Source organism: Bradyrhizobium sp. USDA 326, assembly GCF_049739485.1.
Taxonomy (GTDB): Bacteria; Pseudomonadota; Alphaproteobacteria; order Rhizobiales; family Xanthobacteraceae; genus Bradyrhizobium.
Window position 1 is genome coordinate 571,200 of record NZ_JBMGQA010000001.1, and the last position, 23,761, is coordinate 594,960.

At 60.0% G+C, this 23,761-nt stretch carries 21 protein-coding genes and 3 pseudogenes; 9 read left to right on the forward strand and 15 right to left on the reverse strand.

From position 1 onward, the window contains the following. Positions 1 to 4: 4 nt before the first annotated feature. Positions 5 to 964 carry a TRAP transporter substrate-binding protein DctP gene (gene dctP / locus ABIG06_RS02750; protein ID WP_370134040.1) on the reverse strand — a complete coding sequence of 320 codons (960 nt, stop codon included), beginning with the start codon at positions 962 to 964 and terminating at the stop codon, positions 5 to 7. A 113-nt stretch (positions 965 to 1,077) separates the two neighbouring features. Beyond that, positions 1,078 to 2,352: a CaiB/BaiF CoA transferase family protein gene (locus tag ABIG06_RS02755; protein ID WP_370134043.1), complete on the reverse strand. Its 1,275-nt coding sequence runs from the start codon at positions 2,350 to 2,352 to the stop codon at positions 1,078 to 1,080. A 119-nt stretch (positions 2,353 to 2,471) separates the two neighbouring features. Between ABIG06_RS02755 and ABIG06_RS02760 the strand changes: the two genes are divergently transcribed. After that, the gene (locus tag ABIG06_RS02760) at positions 2,472 to 3,434 is read left to right on the forward strand and encodes a LysR substrate-binding domain-containing protein (protein WP_370134045.1); all 963 of its coding nucleotides are present in this window, start codon (positions 2,472 to 2,474) and stop codon (positions 3,432 to 3,434) included. Here ABIG06_RS02760 and ABIG06_RS02765 read toward each other — a convergent pair. Continuing rightward, entirely contained in the window at positions 3,431 to 4,681 is a 1,251-nt protein-coding gene (locus ABIG06_RS02765; protein ID WP_370134046.1) for a CaiB/BaiF CoA transferase family protein, read from the reverse strand. The genes ABIG06_RS02760 and ABIG06_RS02765 overlap by 4 nt on opposite strands. Positions 4,682 to 4,888: 207 nt before the next feature. On the opposite strand from ABIG06_RS02765, the gene ABIG06_RS02770 reads away from it, so the two are divergent. Genes ABIG06_RS02770 through ABIG06_RS02780 form a run of 3 tightly spaced genes read left to right on the forward strand, consistent with a single transcriptional unit; the run spans position 4,889 to position 7,488 of the window. Beyond that, positions 4,889 to 5,611: a glutathione S-transferase family protein gene (locus tag ABIG06_RS02770; protein ID WP_370134048.1), complete on the forward strand. Its 723-nt coding sequence runs from the start codon at positions 4,889 to 4,891 to the stop codon at positions 5,609 to 5,611. Positions 5,612 to 5,628: 17 nt separating this feature from the next. Beyond that, entirely contained in the window at positions 5,629 to 6,264 is a 636-nt protein-coding gene (locus tag ABIG06_RS02775) for a 2-hydroxychromene-2-carboxylate isomerase (RefSeq protein WP_370134050.1), read from the forward strand. Between the two features lie 33 nt (positions 6,265 to 6,297). Then, positions 6,298 to 7,488, forward strand: a complete 1,191-nt coding sequence (locus ABIG06_RS02780) for an acyl-CoA dehydrogenase (RefSeq protein ID WP_424578070.1) — start codon at positions 6,298 to 6,300, stop codon at positions 7,486 to 7,488. Positions 7,489 to 7,545: 57 nt separating this feature from the next. Here ABIG06_RS02780 and hglS read toward each other — a convergent pair whose 3' ends face one another. Both hglS and ABIG06_RS02790 read right to left on the reverse strand, forming a co-directional pair. Beyond that, positions 7,546 to 8,916, reverse strand: a complete 1,371-nt coding sequence (hglS, locus tag ABIG06_RS02785; protein ID WP_370134055.1) for a 2-oxoadipate dioxygenase/decarboxylase HglS — start codon at positions 8,914 to 8,916, stop codon at positions 7,546 to 7,548. 66 nt (positions 8,917 to 8,982) lie between these two features. After that, positions 8,983 to 10,212 carry a diaminopropionate ammonia-lyase gene (locus ABIG06_RS02790; protein ID WP_370134058.1) on the reverse strand — a complete coding sequence of 410 codons (1,230 nt, stop codon included), beginning with the start codon at positions 10,210 to 10,212 and terminating at the stop codon, positions 8,983 to 8,985. Between the two features lie 276 nt (positions 10,213 to 10,488). Between ABIG06_RS02790 and ABIG06_RS02795 the strand changes: the two genes are divergently transcribed. After that, positions 10,489 to 11,298, forward strand: a complete 810-nt coding sequence (locus ABIG06_RS02795) for a GntR family transcriptional regulator (protein ID WP_370134060.1) — start codon at positions 10,489 to 10,491, stop codon at positions 11,296 to 11,298. 6 nt (positions 11,299 to 11,304) lie between these two features. Here ABIG06_RS02795 and ABIG06_RS02800 read toward each other — a convergent pair. From ABIG06_RS02800 to ABIG06_RS02815, 4 genes and pseudogenes are all read right to left on the reverse strand, one after another. After that, a pseudogene (locus tag ABIG06_RS02800) lies at positions 11,305 to 11,859 on the reverse strand (Bug family tripartite tricarboxylate transporter substrate binding protein); the annotation flags it as partial. A gap of 26 nt (positions 11,860 to 11,885) precedes the next feature. Then, positions 11,886 to 12,248, reverse strand: a pseudogene (locus ABIG06_RS02805) (Bug family tripartite tricarboxylate transporter substrate binding protein); the annotation flags it as partial. A 491-nt stretch (positions 12,249 to 12,739) separates the two neighbouring features. Further along, positions 12,740 to 12,904: pseudogene (locus tag ABIG06_RS02810) on the reverse strand (ABC transporter permease); the annotation flags it as partial. A gap of 207 nt (positions 12,905 to 13,111) precedes the next feature. Further along, the gene (locus tag ABIG06_RS02815) at positions 13,112 to 13,465 is read right to left on the reverse strand and encodes an ABC transporter substrate-binding protein (protein WP_370140769.1); all 354 of its coding nucleotides are present in this window, start codon (positions 13,463 to 13,465) and stop codon (positions 13,112 to 13,114) included. A gap of 412 nt (positions 13,466 to 13,877) precedes the next feature. Between ABIG06_RS02815 and ABIG06_RS02820 the strand changes: the two genes are divergently transcribed. From ABIG06_RS02820 to ABIG06_RS02830, 3 genes are read left to right on the forward strand one after another with little or no spacing between them, the layout of a single operon-like run. After that, the gene (locus ABIG06_RS02820) at positions 13,878 to 14,432 is read left to right on the forward strand and encodes a phosphonopyruvate decarboxylase (RefSeq protein WP_370134063.1); all 555 of its coding nucleotides are present in this window, start codon (positions 13,878 to 13,880) and stop codon (positions 14,430 to 14,432) included. 56 nt (positions 14,433 to 14,488) lie between these two features. Then, entirely contained in the window at positions 14,489 to 15,013 is a 525-nt protein-coding gene (locus ABIG06_RS02825; RefSeq protein WP_370140770.1) for a thiamine pyrophosphate-dependent enzyme, read from the forward strand. A 10-nt stretch (positions 15,014 to 15,023) separates the two neighbouring features. Then, a complete protein-coding gene (locus ABIG06_RS02830) occupies positions 15,024 to 15,743 on the forward strand; it encodes an alpha/beta fold hydrolase (RefSeq protein WP_370134064.1) in 720 nt (239 codons plus the stop codon). A gap of 335 nt (positions 15,744 to 16,078) precedes the next feature. Here ABIG06_RS02830 and ABIG06_RS02835 read toward each other — a convergent pair whose 3' ends face one another. The 5 genes from ABIG06_RS02835 to ABIG06_RS02855 form a co-directional block, all read right to left on the reverse strand. Then, the gene (locus ABIG06_RS02835; RefSeq protein WP_370134066.1) at positions 16,079 to 17,257 is read right to left on the reverse strand and encodes an ABC transporter substrate-binding protein; all 1,179 of its coding nucleotides are present in this window, start codon (positions 17,255 to 17,257) and stop codon (positions 16,079 to 16,081) included. Positions 17,258 to 17,495: 238 nt separating this feature from the next. After that, positions 17,496 to 18,587 (reverse strand): zinc-dependent alcohol dehydrogenase family protein, encoded by a 1,092-nt coding sequence (locus ABIG06_RS02840; RefSeq protein ID WP_370134068.1) that lies wholly within the window; start codon positions 18,585 to 18,587, stop codon positions 17,496 to 17,498. A 186-nt stretch (positions 18,588 to 18,773) separates the two neighbouring features. Next, positions 18,774 to 19,190, reverse strand: coding sequence for a PaaI family thioesterase (locus ABIG06_RS02845; protein ID WP_370134071.1), 417 nt, complete (start codon positions 19,188 to 19,190; stop codon positions 18,774 to 18,776). Between the two features lie 12 nt (positions 19,191 to 19,202). Next, positions 19,203 to 20,435 carry a CaiB/BaiF CoA transferase family protein gene (locus tag ABIG06_RS02850; protein WP_370134073.1) on the reverse strand — a complete coding sequence of 411 codons (1,233 nt, stop codon included), beginning with the start codon at positions 20,433 to 20,435 and terminating at the stop codon, positions 19,203 to 19,205. Then, positions 20,422 to 21,123: a haloacid dehalogenase type II gene (locus tag ABIG06_RS02855; RefSeq protein WP_370134076.1), complete on the reverse strand. Its 702-nt coding sequence runs from the start codon at positions 21,121 to 21,123 to the stop codon at positions 20,422 to 20,424. The genes ABIG06_RS02850 and ABIG06_RS02855 overlap by 14 nt, the downstream gene beginning before the upstream one ends. A 162-nt stretch (positions 21,124 to 21,285) precedes the next feature. On the opposite strand from ABIG06_RS02855, the gene ABIG06_RS02860 reads away from it, so the two are divergent. Next, positions 21,286 to 22,161 (forward strand): LysR family transcriptional regulator, encoded by an 876-nt coding sequence (locus ABIG06_RS02860; protein ID WP_370134078.1) that lies wholly within the window; start codon positions 21,286 to 21,288, stop codon positions 22,159 to 22,161. Between the two features lie 3 nt (positions 22,162 to 22,164). Here ABIG06_RS02860 and ABIG06_RS02865 read toward each other — a convergent pair whose 3' ends face one another. Next, on the reverse strand, positions 22,165 to 23,466 hold the full coding sequence (locus tag ABIG06_RS02865; RefSeq protein WP_370134080.1) for an MFS transporter: 1,302 nt from the start codon (positions 23,464 to 23,466) through the stop codon (positions 22,165 to 22,167). Positions 23,467 to 23,761: the final 295 nt, after the last annotated feature.

The following is a 23,761-nucleotide window of genomic DNA, read 5'->3' on the forward strand; positions in this document are numbered from 1 at the left end:
CGCATCACTTGCCATTGATGTCCGCCATGACGAGATTGAGAAAATCCGGCGAGATCTTAAGCGCCGTTGCGACCTCGTCATGGTGCTCCATCATCTTCGCCCGAGCGTCATCGCTTTCGGCGGCAGTCGGTGTGACAATGGAAACGCCGTTCTTGGTCAGCGTGTCGCGAGCCGCTGTCTGGGCAGCGGCCATGTCGGCGCGATACTGGCCAATCCTTTCGGCCCAAACCGTCTTGAAGAGTTGGCGATCCTCGTCCGATAGCTTTGCGGCATACGAGTTGCTGAGGACAGGCACGTACACTCCGAAGAACTGATGGTCTTCGAGCTCATAGCGGATACCGGCATCCCAAAGCTTCATGCTGGCGACCGTCTCGTTGGTCGTAGAGATTCCGTCGAAGGTTCCCTGCGACAAGGCGAGCGGCACATTCGGCAGCGCTGTCGTATTCGGAATCGCACCGACAAAGCGGGCGCGCCACGCTTGGCCAACGCCCCCGGAATTGCGGATCTTGGCTCCGTTCAAGGAATCAAGCGAGGTCAGCGGCCGCTTAGTCGTGTACCAATTGAAGAAGCCGAGATCCAGCCAGCCGCCGATGACCTCCGATCTGATCTTCCTCGCGATCTGTTCATTGAGATTTTGGCCGGACTTGCCGTCGATTGCGCGATGGATCACGTCGATCTGGCGCCCGTAGAGGGTCGGAAGATTTAGAAAGTCCGCATCGGGCATCACGGATGTCAGGATCCATGTGCCCGGCGCGGCCATCTCGACCTGGCCCTGGACCAATGCCTTCACGACGTCCGCGTCGTTGAACAACTGGCCGCTATGGAAGACCTCTCCCTTGATGCGACCGTCAGAACGACTTTCCAAGATCTGAAGAAAGTCGGTGATCGCCTTCGTCCGCGAATGATTTAGAGGAGAGTCCAGCGAGCATCGAAGCCGCTGCGGCTCGGCGGACGCGCGCCGCACGAACGGAGACGAGAGTGCTGACGCGGCTACTCCGGCTGCGAATGTTCTTCGCGTGATTAGCATGCTGTTTCCTCTTCCCGTTACTTCATCTTGTTTTGCTGCGTGAGAGGGGACTAAACGACCCCTCCTTCGCTCAGGGACTTGACCTGTTCTTTCGACAGCTTGAGCAAGTCTTCGTAGATCTCGGCGTTGTGCTCGCGCGGCATCGGTACGCGCGGATCGTGAGTTGCTTCCGCCGCGCTGAACTTCAGGGGAAAACCGGCAGCGAGCGGTCCCGCGGCGGTCGGCAGGTGCGGATTGCGGACCGGTTGCAACATGTCGCGCACCCGCAACTGATCCCACGCGACGACGTCGTCGATCGTCCGGATCGGCCCGCAAGTGATGTCCGCTTCGTCCAGACGACTGATAATCTCTTCGATGGGCATGCTCGCCGCCCACCGACCCACCACGGCGTCGACCTTGTCGTTATTTTCTATGCGCCACCCCGGATTCATGAACTCGGCTGAGCTCAACAGGTCTTCGCGTCCCATGATGTGCAGAAGCTTCGTCCAGTCCGCCGTCGTGCCGGCACCGATCGCGACCGCCCCGTCGAGCGCCCGATAGGTGTTGAACGGCGAGAACCTCGCGATGCGGTTACCTTGACGGTGCGCGAGACCCAATTCGCCGTAGCATTCGAAGGGTTCGTCGAAGATGAGCGAAAGCAGGCAATCCGCCATTGAGACGTCGATAAACTGTCCCAGGCCGGTTTCATATCGTTGGTAGAGCGCGCCAAGAACTCCCGCCATCGCAAACGTTCCCGCTATCCCGTCCGACAACGACGCGCCGGTCTTGCTCGGTTGACCGGCGGGGTCTCCGGTGATGCTCATCATCCCGGTCGCGGCCTGCACCATCAGGTCGAACGCCTTGCGGTGTCGCTCGGGGCCCGTCGCGCCATAGCCGGTGATCGAACAATAGATCAGTCTCGGATTGACGGCGCGCAGGGTGTCGTAGTCGATTTTCAACCTTGCCGTGACGCCGACCTTGAAGTTCTCGACAAGCACGTCGGCTTCGCGCACGAGCTTGAGCAGGAGTTCGTGCCCCTCGGGCTTCTTCAAGTCGAGGCTGATTGACTTCTTGCCGCGCGTCCGCTTGAGGTACGCGATACCCAGGTCCTCCGACGTCCTGCGGTCGAAGGCGACGCCGCGCGGTCCGAAATAGGGAGGGGCGGTGAAGGTCGGGTCGCCTCCGCGCGGATCGTCGATCTTGATGACTTCCGCGCCCATACCGGCGAGAAATAGCGTCGCCTGCGGACCGGAGAGAAAGCGGCTGAGATCGAGGACGCGGACGTTGCGAAGGATCGGCGGCCTATGGTCCGCGGACGCGATGGAAGGCGTTTTCTCCGAAATCACGGATCACCCTTGGTCGAGACTCCCTCCGTCTACATTCGCGAGGGGGGTATCCGGCGTCCAATACACAATAGGTCACGTTCGATATGTCTCACGACCGAATTGTTTGATACTCTATCGATATGAGCATCGAATTGCGGCACCTGCGCTATTTCGTGGCGGTCGCCGAGGACCTGCATTTCGGCAAGGCCGCAAACAGGCTCGGCATTTCGCAGCCCCCGCTGAGTCAGCAGATCCTTTCGCTGGAGCGGGAGATCGGCGCTCGGCTGTTCGAACGTTCGAACCGGCGCGTGGTGCTGACGAACGCGGGAGAAAACTTCCTGAATGAGGCTCGGGAGGTGCTCGAACGGGTGGACGCGGCCGCGATACGTGCTGAGCGGATCCACCGCGGACAGGTGGGCGAACTGAAGGTCGGGTTCTTCGGATCCGCTCCGTTCGTGGAAGGATTTCAGAAGCTTGTCTTCGACTTCCGCGCCGAACATCCGGACGTCGATCTGATCCTAGAGGAGATGCCGACCTACCAGCAGGTCGACGCGATCCTGGACGGACGTCTCGACCTCGGCTTCGTCCGGCCGCTGCAGCCCAAGCCGGAGTCGATCCAGTCCGTGGAGATCTCCCGGGAGAAACTGATGGTCGTCATACGGAAGGACCATCCGTTGGCCGCCAGGCTGGGCGACCTTTCCGTGGCGGAGCTCGCGGAGGAGCCGATGGTGCTCTACGCCAGTTCGATCGGTAGCGGGCTGTACCAGAAGATAGTCGATCTTTGCCGGGACTCCGGCTTCGCGCCGAAAGTCGCTCAGGCGGCGAACGCGACACCCACGATTATGGGTCTGGTCGCCGCCGGGATGGGCATCTCGATCCTGCCTGAATCTCTCAAGCGGCTTTCGCTGGACGGTCTGAAGTTCGTCCCTCTGCGCGAGCCGAAGGCTCAGACCGCCGTCTGGCTGGCCAAGCGATGGGACGACCGGTCGTCCCTAGTGAGGCACCTGTTTCAACAGGCGTCGCGGCTCAAGTCCAAGGCCTCGACCGGCGCGGAGCCGGCCGAAGGACCGGAAAGGAATAAGCGGGCGCGAAAACCGCGTTAGCCGAGAGCACGGTCCCGCACGAAGACCTTCTTGTGATGGAGGTCGGAGATCTCTTCTTCGGTCAAGCCGTATTCGCGCAGAACATCGGCGTTGTGTTCCCCAAGCCGCGCCGCCGAAAGGCGCGACGGGCCCTCCCATCCGGAGAAGCGAACCGGCATCCCCGGCAGCTTGAATTCGCCCAGCATCGGATCGACCGCCGTGCGCACGGTCTTGCGCTGCTTCAGATGCTCGAGCTCGATGACGTCGTTCAGATCGAGCACTGGGGCCACCGGGATCCGGTGCTTCTCGAGGCGCTTCAGACACTCCCCGCGGGAGCCGACGGAGGTCAACCACCCTTCGAGGATTTCCTTGAGCAGGTCGTTGTTCTTTCGCCTGGCGCTCGCGCTCGCGAACCGGGCGTCGTTGAGCAGTTCGGGCATCTCGAGGGCCTGCACCAACTGCGGCCACTGATGGGACAGCGACATGAGCGTGATGTACCGGCCGTCCCCGCACTTGAAGATGCCGGTCGGACCGCCGTCCGGGTGCTGGGAGCCGGTCCTCTTTTGGACGTATCCCTTGCCGAGCCTGGATACGCGGGGAATGCTCGCTTCGTGCATGTGGAAATAGGTATCTAGCAGGGTGCTCTCGACGAGTTGTCCCTCGCCGGTGCGCTCCCTGTGGAAGAGGGCGGTGACGATCGCCAAGGCGGCCGATACGCCGGTCGAGACATCGCCGATGGCCATCGTGACCATCGCGGGACTGCCGTCCGCCTCCCCGATCATGCCGGTCACGCCCGCATAGGCCTGCCCGATGTAGTCATAGCCGGGCTTCTCGCTGAGGTCGCCCGTCTGGCCGGCGAATGAGATCGAACACATCACCAAACGGGGATTAAGCTTCTTCAGATCTTCATACGACATGCCGGCCCGCGCCATGACACCCGGGCTGAAGTTTTCGACGAGTACGTCGGCCTTCGCGATCATGCCCTTGAGGATCTCCCGCGCTCGCTCGTTCTTGAAGTCGAGCGCGATGCCTCGCTTCGAATGATTGTGCTGGAAGTAGTAGGTGCTGTGGGGCGCGGCGTTCTCGGGCGGGTCCTTCGCTTTCACGCCCTGCACGCGCGATCGGTCGCCGTAGGGGGCTAGTTCGACCTTGACGACGTCGGCCCCCAGCTCGGCGAGGACGCGCGAGGCGGTCGGACCGGCGACGAACTGAGTGATGTCGATGACCTTGAGGCCTGACAGCATGGGCAAGGTACCGCTCGTCGTCATCTATCGGCGCTCCCGTTCGCTTGTTCTGGAGACCTACGAATATTTTGCGGCCGCGATCGGGTCCAATATGGACGGCAACTCGATTGAGACGCCTCACGTCTTGTAGCGACAAGTCGTTTCACGACTGAATAATGTCTTTCATAGTCTTGGACGGCACAAATCCCGCTGCCTAACGTCGCGGACAATGACGAAAGGCGGGAGGTTCGATTGATTAGGCTGTACTTCTGGCCGACCCCAAACGGCTACAAGATCTCGATCCTGCTCGAGGAACTCGGGCTGCCTTATGAAGTGGAAGCCGTGCACATCGGCAAGGGTGAGCAGTTCGCCGAAAGCTTCCTACAGGTCAGCCCGAATAACAAGATTCCAGCCATCGTCGATTCCGAAGGACCGGACGGAAAGCCATTTGCGCTCTTCGAGTCGGCAGCGATTATGATGTACCTCGCGGAGAAAAGCGGCTTCCGCTTCATGCCGGCAGAGATGGCTCCGCGCTATCGGGTGACGGAGTGGCTTGCCTTCCAGGCGGCGAGTATGGCGCCCGCGCTCGGACAGGCGCATCACTTCCGGGAATATTCCAAGGAAAAGATTCCCTATGCGATTGACCGCTTCACGTCGGAGGCGGAACGCCTCTACCGCGTGCTGGAGCGTCGCCTTTCCGAGAGCGAGTTTCTCGCCGGCAAGTATTCCATCGCCGACATGGCGACCTACCCATGGCTGCGGTCTCACAAGTTTCAAGGTCAGAACCTCGACGACTATCCGTCGATTCAGCGCTGGTATAGCGCGGTCCGCGAGCGCCCCGCCGTACAACGCGGCCTGGCCGTCTTGAAGGAGCGTTTCAAGAAGAACAGGAAGCCGCCCACGGGCGCCGCTTGGGACAACCTTTTCGGAAACAAGCAATTCGGCCGTCCCTCGGACGGCAGTTCGTCGCAATAACCAAACGGAGATACGTCGTGGCGAAGACCATCGAGTTCTATTGGGATCTGGGTAGTACCAACAGCTATTTCGCCCTGCACCTGATCAAGCCCATCGCGAAGAAGCACGGTGCGACCGTCGTGCCGCACCCGTTCAATCTCGGCTACGTCTTCCGGAAGCAGAACTACGTCCTAATGGAAGAGCCCAAGGTCAAGCTGCGTTCGCGGAAGATCGACCTGATGCGATGGGCGAAGAAGTATGACCTCCCGTTCCAAATGCCGAAGAAATTCCCGATGAAGACCAGCCCGGCTCTGCGCGGCGCGCTCGCGATGCGTCGCTTCGGCAAGGAGTGGGAATACATGGAGAAAATCTTCGCCGCCTACTGGGAGCGCGACGACGCATCGGTCGGCGAACTCGCCGGCCTCAAACCGATCGCCGCCGAACTCGGCGGGGATCAGATCGAGTTCGAGAAGCTGGTCGAGAGCGACGAGATCCGCGACGAGCTCATCGTGGAAACCGACCGCGGCCTGGAGCGCGGCGTGTTCGGCGTCCCGACCTTCTTCGTTGGCGAGGAGATGTTCTGGGGCAAGGACCGCATGGAGTTCATCGACGACGAACTCACCTCTCCCACTCCCCCGCGCGTCCGCCGCGCTCAGTCCACGGTCACTGGCTAATGGACAAGAACCTTAGGCAGCCCGCATCGGGCCGTGCTCACGCGGCCGGCGCAGTTCTCCTGGGACGACCCGTTCCAGCTCGACCAGCAGTTGACCGAAGACGAGCGCATGATCCGCGACACGGCCCGGGACTACGCTCGGGAGAAGCTGCTTCCGCGCGTGACCCAGGCCTACTTGAACGAGGAGACGGACCGCGAGATCTTCCGCGAGATGGGCGCTCTCGGTCTGATCGGCGTGACCTTTCCCGAAGAATTCGGCTGCGCCGACGCGGGCTACGTATCCTACGGTCTCGTCGCGCGAGAGATCGAACGGGTGGATTCCGGCTACCGGTCCATGAACAGCGTGCAGTCCTCGCTGGTCATGTATCCGATCTTCGCCTACGGCGACGACACGCAGCGGAAACGCTATTTACCGAAGCTCGCCAGCGGCGAGTGGGTCGGTTGCTTCGGGCTGACGGAGCCGGACGCCGGATCCGATCTGGGCGGCATGAAGACGCGTGCCGAGAAGGTCGCCGATGGCTACCGGCTGACCGGTTCGAAGATGTGGATCACCAACGCGCCCATCGCCGACGTATACGTCGTCTGGGCGAAGTCGGCCGCCCACGACAACCAGATCCGCGGCTTCGTACTCGAGAAGGGCATGAAGGGACTTTCCGCGCCGAAGATCAAGGGCAAGCTCTCACTACGCGCCTCGGTCACCGGCGAGATCGTGATGGACGGCGTGGTCGTGCCGGAGAGTGCGCTGCTGCCGAACGTCTCTGGACTGAAAGGTCCGTTCGGCTGCCTCAACCGCGCGCGGTACGGGATCTCCTGGGGCGCAATGGGGGCCGCCGAAGACTGCTTCCATCGGGCGCGGCAATACGTGCTCGACCGCAAACAGTTCGGCCGACCGCTCGCCGCGACCCAACTGATCCAGAAGAAGCTCGCCGATATGCTGACGGAGATATCCCTCGGTCTACAGGCTTCTCTTCAGGTCGGGCGGCTGATGGACTCGGGACAGATGGCGCCGGAGATGATCTCGGTGGTCAAGCGCAACAACTGCGGCAAGGCGCTCGATATCACCCGCGCCGCCCGCGACATGCACGGCGGCAACGGTATTTCGAGCGAGTTCCACGTCATGCGGCACGTACAAAACCTCGAGACGGTGAACACTTACGAAGGCACCAACGACGTCCACGCGCTGATTCTCGGCCGTGCGATTACCGGTATTCAGGCATTCTCTTGAGCGGCTCCGAGTGCTGCGATACGACCGGAGCCGAGCAGGCCGAGCGAGAGTCGTCTGCTAGGCCCGGTTGCGCATGCACTCGGCGATCGAGTCCTCTTCGGCCGCCCGGTAGAGGGCAATCTCATCCGCGACGATAGCGTTAAGCGCTTGCTCGAATGCCGACTTGGCCGACCGCTCGGCATAATTCTGTTGGCTTTCATCGCCGAGGTTCGACTGAAAGATTCCAGCAGCACTCACCGGCAGGAAGTCTTCGTAGGTTATCGGCTCGGCCCGGACGTGACCGTTCGATACGAGTTCGTCGAGACCAAGACCCTCGCTGGAGCCTGCTTTCCCCGTGGGGACATAGCGGAAGAACGCGAGGCCTTCTTTGCGAAGACTGTCCTCGTCGTCCGGGAACTCTTGGAAGCGATCTGCAAGCGCGGACTGATAGGCGTCAGCATGGGTACCATCGGCACCTATCTGCACGGCTTCCCGGACCCGTCGAAGAAGCTGGTCGTAAAGCAAACGCCCCTTTGGAGTCAGAGCGACGCCTCGCTGCTCGACTTCTCCGAACCTGGCGGAGTGAACTCCGGCTTCGGTGTCGTCGTCGCTCGTCGATCTGAACCCGATCTTCTCCTCGAGCGCCTTGAAGCTTGTCTGTCGAAGCAGGATTGGGACGTTCCGGCGCGGCGGCCCTTCGACCACAGCTTTCGGGCTCATGCCGAACTCCACCATTCTATCTTGAACGGCGTCAATGTCGAGCGTACGCGGCGTCAAGTGGTTGATGTGCGGTCCCTTGAAGCAGACCACATCAGCGATCAGCGGGTGGGCCGCGCGCAAGCGCTTGTAGGTTCCGGACGAGACCATTGACTCGCTGTGCCAACAAAATGTGTTCAGCGCTTCGAGAACGAAGGCCTGCGCCGAGGCGGCTTGGAGTCCCCCTTCCCGCTCGGCATGTTCAATCAACTCCAAGCATCGCGGCGAGAAGATCTTGCGGCGTGCAAGAATGGCCGCAGCCTCCTCGCGCAGTGCCACATCGGGGATCAGGTCCAGCCTCAGAAGCGAAGTGAAGACCCGGAATGGGTTGCGACGAAGAGCCTCCAGCTCGATAGGGCGGAAGGCCGTAGCATGAACCGGCACGCCGGCCACCGACAGATCGTAGTAGCCGACGGGATGCATGTCCATCACCCGGAAAAGCCTGCGAATGGTCGCCAATTCCTCCGGGGTACCCAATCGGATGGCGCCATGACGCTCCAGGCTCAACCGTTCGGTCTCGCCATTGGCGTGGAGACGCCGGTCCAGCCCGGCATTGTCCGAACGGATCTGCGCGTTTACGTCAGAAACGAGCTCTATCAGCGCGCCGTACTGAGGGACCTCAGCCCTGTACATATTGGACATCGCGCGCGAGAATAGCGTACGGATCTCGTCCGCCGGCAGCATATCGGTCATCTAACGTCTCGGATTGAGGAGTTGGACGCGGCAGTTGACTCCAACCGCCGCGCCGACGTCATCGGGCTAGGCCTTCGACTTAGGCTGCCGGGCGAACACGTCGTCTGCCTTCGCTCCAACGATCTTCTCGTAGATCTCCGGATCGGTCGCTCCTTCACAACCAAAGAGAACCACCTGGCTGGAGGAATCCAGGCCGAGCGCCTCTTGCAGGCCCGGATCCGAGGCTGCCTTCAAGACAACTCCCATACCACCGGCTGCTGACTCCCCACTCACGATCGGCATATCACCGCCACCATCGGCCAATGCCTTCATGGCATCCACCACCCAGGCGTCAGGAATGCAGATGAAGTCGCTTCCGAGCCACTCGAGGACCTTCCAGGCGGCAGGCGAAACCTCCCGGCAGGCGAGACCGGCACTGATCGTGTGGAGCGATCCAGACGACGGCGAAGGCTTACCCTTGACCGCGGACTGATAGAGACAATCCGCCTCTACCGGTTCGACCATAACGAAGCGAGGCGTCGTCTTGCAGCGACGCTTGAACCCCATGTAGATGGCCGCGGCAATGCTCCCGACTCCGCCTTGGACGAACACGTGCGTCACCTGGTCGACATCAGGAAGCTGGCCAAGAGCTTCTTCGACCATGACCATATAGGCGTTCATCACGTAACGCGGCAGCTGCTCCTTGAAATCGTCCCAAGACGTGCTGCTGACGAAGTGCCAGCCATTCATCCGTGCATCTTCCTTTGCACGGGCGACCGACGCTTCGTACTCTCCGTTGATCCGAATGACGATCGCTCCGTACTTCTCGATCGCTTCCTTCCGCCCAGGGCTGACGTGGCCGTGGATGTAGATGACGCACCGGCAACCAAACTCTCTGGCTCCGTAGGCCAAGCCGCGGCCTTGATTGCCGTCAGTGGCCACGCACACAGTGACGCGCTCCGTGATGTGGCGGTACTTTCCTTTGCGGAGTTCCTTGGTAGTCGGCCGCTCCCCCGTGATGCGCTCGACTTCGTCCCGCAAGAGCGAGGCTATTGCATAAGGCGCACCCAGCGCCTTGAAGCTTGCAAGCTCCCGGCCGAAGCGTTGGCTCTCATCCTTGTAGAAGATCCGTCCGACGCCCAGCTCACGCGCAGTTCTGTCCAGCGAGTGCAATGGTTGCGGCGCATACTCTGGCCAAGTTCGGATTTCGTGCACGGCGCCGGCCCATTCCTGAAGGTTTCGCGTGGCCTCTGCTGCACTCCCCTCGGTGAGTGGCGTGAGCCTCTTGGAATTGTGATGATGCGAATACGCCGTCATTGAGTCTCCGGAGCACCGCCGTTTGAATACGGCATCGTCAGTTCGAAAGCCGTGCCGGCGGCCGCCGTGGATCGCCCGTACGAGGCTGAACGTGGGAAGACACGCCCTCCGCTCGACCGCCTCGCGGATCGTCGATGGAGCCCTGGAAAGAAAGGCGTCCTGGCACGGCGCCATAAATATATGTTACGTATATTTTACTCGCATTGTCAAGACGCGCCCTCCCACCAACGCTCCGTTTGATGTAGACCGGATGCACGGAGCCTGGACACAACGCAAATGCCGAAGAGAACCAAGAAAGCCCCTGCCGCAGCCTCCAAAGCCAAGGAGAGATCGGAGCGTGATGCCGCAATCGACCCGGCTCTCGCAACGCAGGCCGACGCGGCCCTCGATCTGATCAGATCAAAGATCATAGACATGACGATCGAGCCGAGCAGTCGCATCGACGAACGTCTCCTGATTGAGAAATTTAAGCTTGGTCGGACCCCGGCCCGCGAGGCAATCAATCGCCTAGTCGCCGAAGGCTTCGTGACGATAAGACCGCAACGTGGCGGTACTTACGTCCGGAAGCTCGACCTGAACGAGATGGGCCAGGTCATCGTTGCTCACGAATTGGCGGAGACCATACTGGGTCAGCTGTCCAACCTGGATGATCCCACCGCTCTTGCTGACCTCAAGGAAATTCAGAGCCGATATGTCGAAAGCGTCAAGCGCCGCCAATTCCTCGACATTACTCTTCTAAACCAAGCCTTTCACTTGCGTTTGCATCGGACCGTCGGAAACAATCTCTTTTATGACTTTGCCGAGTCGACGCACCGTCATGTGCGACGCCTGAATGTCTACATCTATCTTTCCGAAAGCGAAGAGCCCGCCCACCAGGCTTCACAATTCGAAGCCAACATCGGCCAGCACGAGCTAATCATCGAGCACTACGCATCAAAGGATAGGCCAGCGCTCTCGCAATTGCTTCCCGAACACGCCAGAAATAATCAGCGGCGTCTGCTCAGATTATTGCAAAAGCAATCGCTAGAGGATCTCACGATCGACCTGAGTAATCTCGGATTTCCGTTCGTTCAGAATTCGCCGTAGCGGCGCTCAATCGATTTTGATTCCCAGGTCTTTGACTGTTTTTGTCCAGTGAGCGGTCTCGCGCTCTACGAATGATGCGATTTCCTCGTCCTTGATACTCGGGATTACGGCGCCTTGGATTTTCCAAGCACGCATGACGTTGGGATTAGAGAGCGAATCTTTCACGGCCTTCCTTATCTGACCGACCAAATCGTTCGACGTGTTGGCCGGCGCCCAGATTGCGTACCAGATCGACGCATCTAGCTCCGGTCCGCCTGCCTCTGTGAACGTCGGGATGTCCGGAAACCGCGACGATCTCTTGCTGCCCGTGAGCGCCAATGCCTTTAACTTCTTGCCCTCAATCTGCGGAGCGGAAGTTCCCATCCCATCGAACATCATGTCGCAGACATTGGCTATGAGGTCAGTCAGCGCCAGCGCGGTCCCTCGGTAGGGAATATGCAGAATATCCACGTCCGCATTGCGCTTAAACATCTCACCGATGATGTGCTGGGAGGTACCATTGCCGGACGAGCAATAGGTGAGTTTTCCAGGATTAGCCTTCGCTTCCTTGATGATGTCGGCAACGGTGTTGAGCGTGCATCTGCTGGAACGACTAGCACATTCGGGACTTCCGCGGTAATTGCGATCGGTACAAAGTCCTTATCGATCCGGTAGCCTCGTATCGGATACACGGCCTCGGCCATCGGCTGGTGTACGCCACCAGCGAGCAAGACCGTACCGTCGGCCGGAGATTTCGCGGCCGCCTGAACGGCGATTGTACCTCCGGCTCCGGCCCGATTTTCTATGATTATTCTGAATGGCAATTGCTCGCTCAGTACCGATGCAATTGGTCGAGCAAAGCCGTCGACGCCGCCACCCGGCCCGTATGGAACGATGATCTTGACAATCCTCGTTGGCCACTCCGCTGCGGCCAACGCGCCTGGTACTTCTGCCAACACCGTAACGGCCATGAGAAAGTAAGTAACGGCAGTGACAAGAACTCGCACGATAGGACCCCTCACTATTTTTGTACACACTGAGCTTTAAGCTTTTCCTGTCGTCGCCACCGCGCGCCCCGAAACGGGGAGATCGAGCGCAAGCCGTTCAGGATATACGGCAGGGTCGACGATCGCCTGGGCTGCTCCGGTGATACGAGCTGGGATGGAGGACGTTAATTCTCCCATGCCCCTCGTCGGCCGACCATTCGATCGCACATCAGCGAATTCTGCCGCCTGCCGAACGCAGCGGTCCAATTCATAATCGCAATCGCGCTATTTGGCTGGTGGATATATCGGTCACCGACCCCGTCGAATTGCGTTTACTCTTCCGCGCTTTTCATGGATCAAGCGCGTCTTCCGCCGGACCTCTTCGCGGGAAGTCGAGTGACGATTTCGCCTGCCCGCTCACTAACGAATACTTTTAGATTTTGCCGAATTTCCTCCAGATCTGACGATGGGACTCTTAGCCGGGAAACGCCTATGTCGATCACGAGGCCGAGCAGTCCGATAGGTGATCATGGCGGCCATGACCCTGTCGGATCGCATCTGTTCGCGAACTTCCAGTATCCGAATCCAAGGCCATCGGAGACCGCGATCATTTCGGCAACGATGACAACAATAAACGCAGTCACGTCGATCTACTTTGGATCGATGTCCAACACCGGCTGTGCGTTCTCCATGGCACTGCGGTATTCGCCCGAGCTGAGTGATCCCTCGAAGAAGACCTCCCTCACGTATTTTCTTTGCAAACTCTGGGTTCTTCTGAAACAACCCCGTCGACGGGGTCGCCGATCTCGGCGTCGTAAGGCCTTGTCAGTTCGGGCAAGAGCCCCCCGCTATATGGCGATCCCAGCTTGCGGCTCCGATTTGCAAGCTGCATCGACGAGACCGTGGGCAAGCGCTTGGTTCAAGTCACTGCAACCCAGGTAGAGCAACTTGACATCCTTGTCCGGCCGGTCCAACCAGGTGAGACTAGCCTTCTCGACTGACGCCAAGAGCCTCAGATCTTGCGCGCCACCTCGCGCTGTTGCGACCTTGTGTCCCTTCAGGTCGGCGACCGGCTTGATGTCGGATCCACGCCTGACAAGTATTCTGGCGCCACCATTGGCGAACCTGGCGACGATATCGAGCGGGACACCATTCGCGCGTGCCGCGATAGCTCCGTCCGCAGCGCTGGCCGCGACGTCGATCGATCCGGGTAATCATCGCGGGATAGATGTCGGTGCCTTTGGCGAACACGCTCTCTAGCACCATAAGCCGTACTTCGCCGCGAGCTCTTCATGTAGAAGGCCGCACCGCAATGCGCGAACTTCAGCGTGCCGACGGAACGATCTCTTGTCCTGACGCGGGAGAACCTGAAACCACGCTGCAGAACAGAAGAGCTGCCGCTAGGAATCGTAACACCCACTTCCTCCGATGGTCTCACATTCAGGATTGAGCGAGAGGCGACTCGATGTTTCGTATGGCCGCATTTGCTCTCCAAATGTGGACGGCCCCCTCGCCGCTATTCGGAATACGAATACTCACAGAGGAAAAATGGATTTCCCTCGGAGCCGGATGCTGTGATTTCGTGCTCCCGGCTCTCTTTGGGTATGGAACGAAATGGGACCCGCGACCAAGTCACACGATAATCCGGAACAGAAGATCAAAGCCTGGCAGCGTGACATCTATGCAGCCTTCAAGGCCGCGAAGATCACCAACGTGCCCTATGTGCGGGACGGTGGGCATCAAGGTCTCATCTCCCTCTGCACGTCGGACCCGGAAATTACCACTTCCGTTCTGACGACCGAAGAGGAAGGTGTCGGGCTCTGCGCAGGACTTTGGCTCGGGGGCGTCAAAAGCGTGCTCCTGATGCAATCGAGCGGCGTCGGCAATTGCCTCAATCAATTCTCCATCGCCGAAAATTGCCGCATGCCTCTCGTCATTCTCATTACGATGCGCGGCGAGTTTGCGGAATTTGTGCCCTGGCAGATTCCGATGGGAAAGCGAACGCCGGCTGCACTCGAGCTCATGGGATTCGACGTATTCCGGGTCGAAGAGCCTGGCTCCACCGGCGACATCGTCTCGGGTGCGATCGATCATGCCTTCTTCTCAAATCGCTCAGTCGCCGTGTTGCTGTCGCAGCGCATGATCGGACGCAAGAACTGGGGACTCTAATGATAGAGCGTCGAAGCGCAGTCGCAACGATACTATCAGACCGGAAGCAGTTGATCGTGGTGGCCGGCTTGGGTTCGCCAGTTTATGATGTCAACGCGTCAGGAGACCATCCGCTGAACTTCTACAATTGGGGAGCGATGGGATCCGCAACCATGGTCGGGCTCGGCCTTTCGCTGGCGAAGCCCGATCATCCGGTTGTCGTGTTCACCGGGGATGGCGAGATGCTCATGGGACTGGGCAGTCTAGCGACCGTGGCGCAGCACAAGCCGAAGAACCTTAGCATTGTTGTGCTCGACAACGAGCAATACGCTGAAACGGGCATGCAGGCCACCGCGACGGGCTTCGGGACCGATCTGGCCGCAGTCGCTGCCGCCTGCGGCATCCAAGGCACGCGGACGATCCGTCGCCAGGACGAAATCCCGGCACTGCGTACCGACATCCTTTCATTGACCGGCCTCACGTTCGCAGTCCTGAAGATCTCGCCCGGCGATCAGCCGCGAACGGTCCCGCTTCGCGACGGCGCGGCCAACACCTATCGATTCCGGTGCGACCTGCTCGGCCAGGCCCAGGCCGAGGCCTAGGCTCGTCGCGATGGCTCTCGTCCTTGTTCCTGGTTTTATGGCCGACAAGGAGTTGTGGGCTCCGCTTGCGAAGGAACTGGAGGAATTCGGCCCTATCGTCCATGCCGATATCAGCATGGATGACAGCATCCCCGATATGGCTCGGCGCGCGATCGTAGAGGCTCCGGAGCGGTTTGCGCTCATCGGCTTCTCTCTCGGAGGCTACGTCGCGCGCGAAATCGCCAGATTAGCTCCGGACAAGGTGGATGCTCTGGTGCTGGTGGCGACGTCTTCCCGCGCCGATACCACAGACCAGGCCCGGCGGAAGGCCTTGGCGGCGAGTCTTCCCGCTCATCCCTTCAAGGGAGTTAGCCGATCGTCGATCGAGGCGTCCCTACATCCCTCGCGCGCCTGCGATTCCGATCTCGTCTCCCGTATCCGCGCCATGGGGGTCCGCCTCGGTCACGATGCATTTGTGCGGCAATCTGGCCTCATCCGTGAGAGCGACTTCAGGCGGCTAGGCGAGATACGCTGCCCGACTCTCATCGTTGCCGGCGAGCAGGATCGGATCCGCAACCTCGACGAGGCGCTTGAGCTCAACATCGGAATCCGCAACTCGACAGTTCAGATCGTGCGCGAGTCCGGCCATATGATTCCGATGGAGAAGCCAGCCAAGTTGGCGACACTCGTGAAATCCTTCTTACACAAGGTGCTCAGGGACGCCTTGGCTTCTTACGCACGAAGCTCGTGAGGTCGATCCTGGCTTCCTCGAGGTTTGCCGTACTAATCTGGCCGTCGCCACCGCAACAGGCGAGTCGCGTGAATGCAGACCGTGTCGATCTGCATTTTGATCTATACTGGCTGGACAGGAGCTCGAGTATCGGAGTCCACACACGGCAGTCGCTGAGCGAGCCGTGAATACACACCAGGGGCGCGCCATCACCGACGTCGATGTAGGCTACGTCGCGATCACCACCCCTCAATCGTTCCATGCCAAAGCTCCTTTACCGTGAGTCGGTCAGAGCCTCGAAATGCACGTCTGCCGATCGCTCCTTGAACGCGAACAACCGTCTTCGACTGCTTGTCTCATTTCTTGACGAGCGGACACTCGCTTTCTTCTAGAGACCGGAATGCGTCCTTGGCCGGAATTGTGTCGAGGATCTTGAGCAAATCCCACGACCCAGACGAATCAGAGGGCTTCTTGACCTGCGCCAGATACATGTCTCGGACGACCCGTCCGTCCTCCCGCAAGCGACCGTTCTTTGTCATGAAGTCGTTGATCGGCATTTCGCGCATCTTGGCCATCACCTCGTCGGGATCGTCCGTGCCCGCTTCCTTGATCGCCTGGAGATAGAACAACGTCGCGCCATAGACGCCCGCCTGGGCGAAGTCCGGCGCCGATCCGTTGTGCCGAGCCATGAAGCGCTTGGCGAATGCCCGCGTTTCGTCGTTCATGTCCCAGTAGAAAGGAACCGTAATGGTCAATCCCTGTGCCGTCTGGAGCCCAAGAGCATGAACATCGGCCAGAAAAAGAAGCAATCCTGCGAGGTGTCGTCCCGAACTGACCAAGCCGAATTCGGAAGCCTGTTTGATAGCGTTCGTTACGTCGTTGCCAGCCAGAGCAAACCCGACGACCCGCGCTTTGGATGCCTGCGCCCGCAGCAGAAAGGACGAGAAGTCGGGCGAATTCAGGGGAGATCGGACAGATCCTAGAATTTTGCCCCCGTTTGCCTCGACCGCTTTTGTCGTGTCTCGCTCAAGCGCTTGGCCGAAAGCATAGTCCGCGGTGACGAAGAACCAGGAATCTCCTCCCTGTTTTGTTACCGCCGTTCCGGTGCCCTTCGCCAAGGCGTACGTATCGTAGGTCCAATGGACCGTGTAGGGCGAGCAGGACTTGCCCGTGAGATCGGACGAAGCGGGGCCCGACATCAATGCGATGCGCTTCTTGTCCCGTGCGATTTGTTGAACGGCAAGCGCCACTGACGACGTCGCTACGTCGATGACGGTATCGACCTTTTCGGAGTCGAACCATTGACGAACGGTCGAGCTTCCGACATCCGGCTTGTTCTGATGATCGGCGAACACCAATTCGATCGGCTTGCCGAGGACAGTACCCCCGAAATCGTCGATCGCCATTTGGGCGGCGACGACCGACCCCTTCCCCAAGGCGTCCGCATAGACGCTGCTCATGTCGGTCAGTACGCCGAGCTTGACGACGCCGTCCGAGACCTGCGCCGAACTGTCGCTGACCGCGAGAATGGCCATGCAACATCCTGCCGCGACACTCAACATGCACTTCATGCTTCCGTCCCGCCATGTATTTGCGCGGAGACGATTTGCACTCCGCTCTTGCTTCTGGGAGCGGAACACTGGCGGTACCAACTTCGTGACGCCAATTCAAATTTGTGATTGGGATATTGTTGCGGCAAATCACAGTAGCCCGCCGGGGACGCGGCGGGCTAACGGTCCGATCCAAGATGACGCTTTTGACCGGCGCCTGCCGCTAGGGCACCAAAACGCCCTTTCCGGTCGTCTGGGTGTCGAACAGGCGATAGGCTTCCTCGGCGGCCTCGATCGACCAAGAGTGCGTAAAGAGGCTGTCGACGTCCAGCTTTCGTTCCGAAACGAACCGCGCGCACTCGGCCTGTCCGTTCTTGCTGAACGTCCAGCTTCCGAAAATGGATAGTTGCTTTCGGTTCATGTCGTTGCTGACGTCGATCGTAACGTCGCCTCCCTCCCCGAGGAAGACGACGCGCCCCCACTTTCGGACCGACTTGATGGCTGCAGATCGAGCCTCAGCAGAGCCGGTGCAATCCATGCCGCACTCGACCCCGTGTCCGCCGGTCAACTCACGAATGGCATCGACGACATTGTCCGATCGCGCATTGACGAGCTCGTGCGCTCCAAACTCCTTTGCGCGTTGGAGACGTCCCGCATCGATATCCAACGCAATGACGCGGGCCCCCATTGCCGCTGCCAGCTGTGTCCCGCTTAGGCCGACCGGTCCCTGGCCGAAGATCGCGACCGTCTCGTTCCCGCGCAATCCGAGACGGTCGAGACCTCCCCACGCCGTTCCCGTGCCGCAGGAGATAGCGGCGCCTGCCTGAAACGACAGGGCATCCGGCAGCGCGATCAGCGAGTCGGCGGGCACCTTCATGTATCTGGCGTGCGCACCGTCGCCGTTGGCACCGAAAGTGGTCGAACCTTCATCGCACATCTGCGTCCATCCGCTGCGGCATTGATGACAACAGCCACAGCCCGCGTAGTGATGGTTCATCACACGGCTGCCAATCTTGGCGAGCGCGCTCCACACGCCCTTGCCGACCTCAGCGACGACGCCACAAGGTTCGTGACCCGCGATGACGGGTTTGTCGGATCGCTTGTTCAGCCCTATCGAATCCGCCCCGCCGGCTGCCCGATAGTATTTGAGATCGGTCCCGCACATGCCGGAGGCCTTGATCTCCAAAATCACTTCGCCGGGACCAGGGACTGGATCCGGGACATCCCGAACCTCTAGCCTTCTATTCCCAAGAAAATATACGGCTTTCATCTGGCCTTCTCCCTCGTCAGGCACGTCGCTTCGTACGGGTCCCATTTTCTTTTTGGCGGCACGCTGTTTCGGTCACCCTATGGCAGCTTCCTGAAATCCCCAAAAAGGCGCGCGGCGACATTCGCCGCGCTAGTTTGGGAGAACCAGTCGAAACCATTCGGGATGTTGGACCGAATTCAGAAAACTCTCCCGATGCAGTCGGAGCCCTCGCGGCGATTGTCGAAGCGCCGCTTACAGCTGCTTCCAAGTCGACGTCGCATGCGCAATCGTCTCGCCGGTGCCGTCCAGGGCCGACGATTGCAAGAAGAAGGTCTTGCGCCCCTTCTTCAGAAAGGTTGCTCGGCACGTCACCAGGCCGCTACGAACCGGGGCAAAATACTGGACCTTCATTTCAAGCGTCGCTCCGGCACCGAAGTGATGCTTGAGCAGATGCCCCATCGAGATATCCAGTGCCGTGGCGAGAACACCCCCGTGGAGCGACCCTTGGGGATTGAACATGAAGGGCTCAACGTCGAGAGAAACGAGACAGTAGCAGCCCTCGTACGACACCGTCATGCCGAACAGACGCGACAGGAAGAACGATCCAAATTCCTGTCGGCCGTCGCCGACAGCTGCCTCGATGATCTCTCGAGCTTGGGTGGTGTCCATTCGCCTGTTCTCTCACTCGGCCGACTGCTTGTGAACGGCAGTCCCGAAAGCTCCGTTATCGGCGAACTTGGACACATCCTTGCGCGTCCAACCAAGCCAATCCTCGAACACCTCGAAGGTGTGCTCGCCCAGGGTCGGGGGTGGAGTGGATGGTGCGGGAGGAAGATCGTCGAAGCGTAATGGACGCGCAACGAACTTGACCTCTCCGGCGACCCTGTGCGTTACGGTCTGGACCATGTTGCGCTGGGTCAATTGCGGGGCCTCGCAGACTTCCCCAACTGTTCTGATAGCCCCGCACGGGATCCCTGCTCCGTGAAGCAGTTCGATCCAGGCACTACGCGATCGCTTCGCGATGATCGGTGAAAGGATTTCGGCCAAGGCAGCACGGTTCGCCGCACGTTTGGGGGCCGCGTCGAAACGAGGGTCCGTCAGAACGTCCTTGCGACCGATGAGATCGCAGAAGAGCGACCAGAACTTGTCATTGGCGACACCGAGGTTGAGCCAGCCGTCGCTCGCCTCGAACGTTTCGTAAGGGCTGATCGTGGGATGCACGTTGCCTCGGCGCCTCGGACTCTCCCCGGAGGCGAAGTACATTCCAGCATTGAACGTCAACAGAGAGGCCATGGAGTCGAGCATTGACACGTCCACGCGCCCTCCAACGCCGCTCTTCTCGCGCTTCATGAGCGCAGCCAGGACCGCCTGCGAAGCGTACAGTCCGGTCACGAGATCGGCAATCGAGGTGCCCACCTTCATCGGGGGACCGTCTGGATCCCCGGTGATATCCATGACGCCGGACTCGCCTTGCAGGATGAGATCGTAGCCAGGCCGGCTCGCGTCGGGCCCGGTACGACCGAAGCCCGAGATGCTGCACTGGATGAGGTTGGGATTCCCTGAACTGAGTGCCTCATAGGAGAGGCCCCACTTGTCGAGCGTTCCGGGCCTGAAATTGTCGATCACGACGTCGGCGACTTTTGCGAGCGCGATCACCGCGTCCCTGCCCGCCGGCGACTTCAGGTCGATCGCGCAGCTTCTCTTGTTGCGATTGACCGATAGGAAGTACGAACTCTCCCCGTTGACGAACGGGGGGCCGTATCGGCGACTTTCGTCGCCGATACGGGGGGCCTCGATCTTAACGACGTCCGCCCCGAGATCGCCGAGATGCATGGTGGCAAATGGACCGGAGACGACGCGGCAGAGGTCTAGGACCTTGATGCCGGAGAGAGCTTCTGTACTAGACGATCGCATCCGCCAGATCCTTCATCGTTTCGACCGTGATGTCGGGCTTGTGGGGCGTCTCTTCGAACGGCCGATTACGCCGGTTGATCATCGCCGTGCGCATGCCCGCCGACTTGGCCCCGATGACGTCGAAGGCATGGTTGGCGACGAACAGAACCTGATCCATCTTGAGACCGAGGATCTCGGCCGCCTTCGTGTAGGTCGCGCGGTGCGGCTTAAAGGAATTCGCCTCGGCGACGGAGATCACGCCGTCGAATGGAACCTTGTGATACTGCTTGGCGGTTTCGAGCATGTCGCGATCGCCGTTGGAGAGCACGACCAGCTTGTACTTGGTCTGCAGCTTGGCCAGAGCCGCCGGCACTTCCGGGAAGCACTCGAGCTTCTCGATCTCGCCGACGAGATACTTCACTTCGTCCTTCGTATGCTTGATGCCGGCCCGGGCCATGACGGCGGAGACCGCGCGGTGGCCGATCTCGCGATACGGCGTATGCTCGCGGTGAAGCAGCGCGTCGATCATCGAGTTCTCGAAGTGGGTACGACGCCACCAGGTGACGAAGGAGTTCGGGTTGCCCGTCCAGCCCTTCTCCTTGAGGAACGGGGTCGCGATCTTGACGAGGCCGCCCTGCATATCGACGACCGTGCCGTACTGGTCGAACATGCAGACTTTGACGTCCTTCTTGATGTTTTCGTAGCTCATGGAGTTTTTCCCTCAGGTTGCGCTTGACGGACTATTCGTAGGCCTGAGCCGGTCATTTGAAAAATGGATTTGTTTTCTTGAGTTATTCGTCTTATCAATAATTGACGAGATCAATAATGGATTCGAGGAAATATGAATCTTCGATCGATCGATTTGAACCTTTTGGTTGCGCTCGACGCGCTTCTTTCCGAGCGACACGTCACCAAAGCGTCGGACAAGGTCGGGCTTAGCCAGCCCGCCATGAGCAACGCGCTGAGCCGTCTCCGAGGAATGTTCTCCGACGAGCTTCTCGTGCGAACCGCGACCGGCATGAAGCCGACCCCGCGCGCTCTCGAGCTCATCGATCCCATCCGTCAACTGCTGCGCCAGGTCGAACGCGTCCTGGAGAGCGACAGCGGATTCGACCCCGCTACTGCCCGACAAACGTTCACCATCCGCATGTCCGATATTCTGGCCTGCATGCTGTTGCCGCAGATCGTCGCCCAAGCACGCAGCTCGCCGGGAATCGGTTTCAACGTGCTGCACTTGCCGCCGGCGCAGACAATCGACGCCTTGGAGCGCGATGAGATCGATCTTGCCATCAGCATGGGTCTGGATCATTCGAACGCCATCCGTTCTCACAAGCTGCTTCGCGACCGCATGGTTTGCATCATGCGAAAGTCGCATCCGATCACGCGCAAGAAGACCATCGCATTCGACGACTTCATCGCGCAGGAGCATATGAAGGTCTCCATGAGCCCGACGGACCTGCGATTCGTCGACGACGTCCTCGGCGAGCTTGGGCATCAACGAAAGATCGTGCTGAATGTCCCGCACTGGTTGGTCGTTCCTCATGTACTCAAGCAAACCAATCTCTTGGCGGTAATGCCCGGACAACTCGCCGCGTCTCTGATGGACGAAGATCTGCAGATGTTCGACGTCCCCTTCAAATCCGAGCCGTTCTCCTGGATGATGTACTGGCATCGGCGCTACGATCAGAGCAACGCAAACCGCTGGCTTCGTTCGCACATCCAGCAGGTCTGCGCTGCGTCGAAGTAGGCACTAGGTGCCGGCTTCGGCGACCGAGCCCGTTGCAGTCGCCGAGGGCTGGCCTTCGGAAGTTTCCGCGACGTCCTCCAACGCGCGTCCCTTCGTCTCGAAGCCGAAGATGAGAAAGACGAGAGCCTGGAATACAAGAATGCCCGCAAGAGTTCCGAGCACCCCGAGCAGTCCTTGCCAAGCGAAGATCGCAACGACGGCGAATTGCACGAGCGCCGTCGTGATGCGCCCGGCGGTTGCGCAGATCGCCGTGCCGCGGAGACGATAGCGGGTCGGAAAAAGCTCCGGCACATGCATAGCGAAGCCCGTCGCCAACATGACGTAGATGGCCGAGACGAGGCAGAAACCAACAACGACGAGAGGGGCGCCGTCAGGCATGAACGGATAGGCAATGCCGAAGGCGGCCGCGGCCGTCGACGATCCGACGATGGACGCCTTCCGGCCCACCATGTCCGCCAGGGCCAGTCCGATCAGCGAGCCGACGGGTCCTCCAAGCGACATCAGGGTGGTGAATCCGAGCGAGGACACCATGCTGTGGCCGTCCTTGATGAGGAAGGTCGGCAGCCAACCGATGAAGCCATACAGGCTGAATCCTACGACGATGTGCAGAAGCGAGCCGAGCAAGGTGCGCCCAAGATACGGCGGCTGAAACAGTTTCCAAACCGACCCGGCCGGTTGCTCTTCGCGGGTGGAGACCTGGACCGGCGGCAGCGGCCCCTTTTTCGCGGCCTCGGCCTCGATTCTCTGAAGTATCTGCTCGGCTTCCTTCTCCCGACCGTGGGCGGCGAGCCAGCGCGGGGATTCGGGCATCGACTTGCGCATCACCCAGACGACCATCGCCAAAACCCCAACGATGGCGAACATGTATCGCCAGCCGAAATTGGGGATGACCCACAGGCCTACCATGGAGGAGACGAAGAGCGAGAAGTTGGTGACGACTGCGAGCAACCCAATCCAGCGACCTCGCGACGAGGCGGGCACGAATTCGGTCAGAGTCGCGTAACCGACCACGATTTCGGCACCGAGGCCGATTCCGATCACGAATCGGCAGGCGATCAGCACCGTCATGCTCGGCGCCAGCGCCGCAGCTATCGACGCCAAACCGAAGATGGCGAGATTGACTTGATAGGTGAAGCGTCGACCGTAGCGATCACCTAGAATTCCGGAAAACCATGCGCCCATAGTCATGCCGATGAAAGTCGCAGACACGAAGGCCGCGTTGAGCTGGAGCGTCGACCAGCCCTCTTTCATTATGGCGCCGAGCACGCCGCCGGCGAGATAGATGTCGAAGGCATCGAGAAACATTCCCGCGCCGATGAGAGCCAGAATACGCCAATGGAAGGAGCAGATCGGGAGGCGATCAAGGCGCGCTCCAGCATTGACGTTTAGTGTAGTTGCCGAACCTGCCTGCATTTCGTTCCCCGTCGCTACAAATGTTTATTTTCCATCGGGGACAATGGGCTTCCGGTTTTGAGCAAATCCAATGGATATACCGAATTGCATTATTCAGGCGCCTTATACGGACTCCGTCCCGAAGCGCGCATCAATGCAGGAGCGCGTCGTTGACGGAAACGCCGTCCCGCGGTCGCTTCATCGGTCC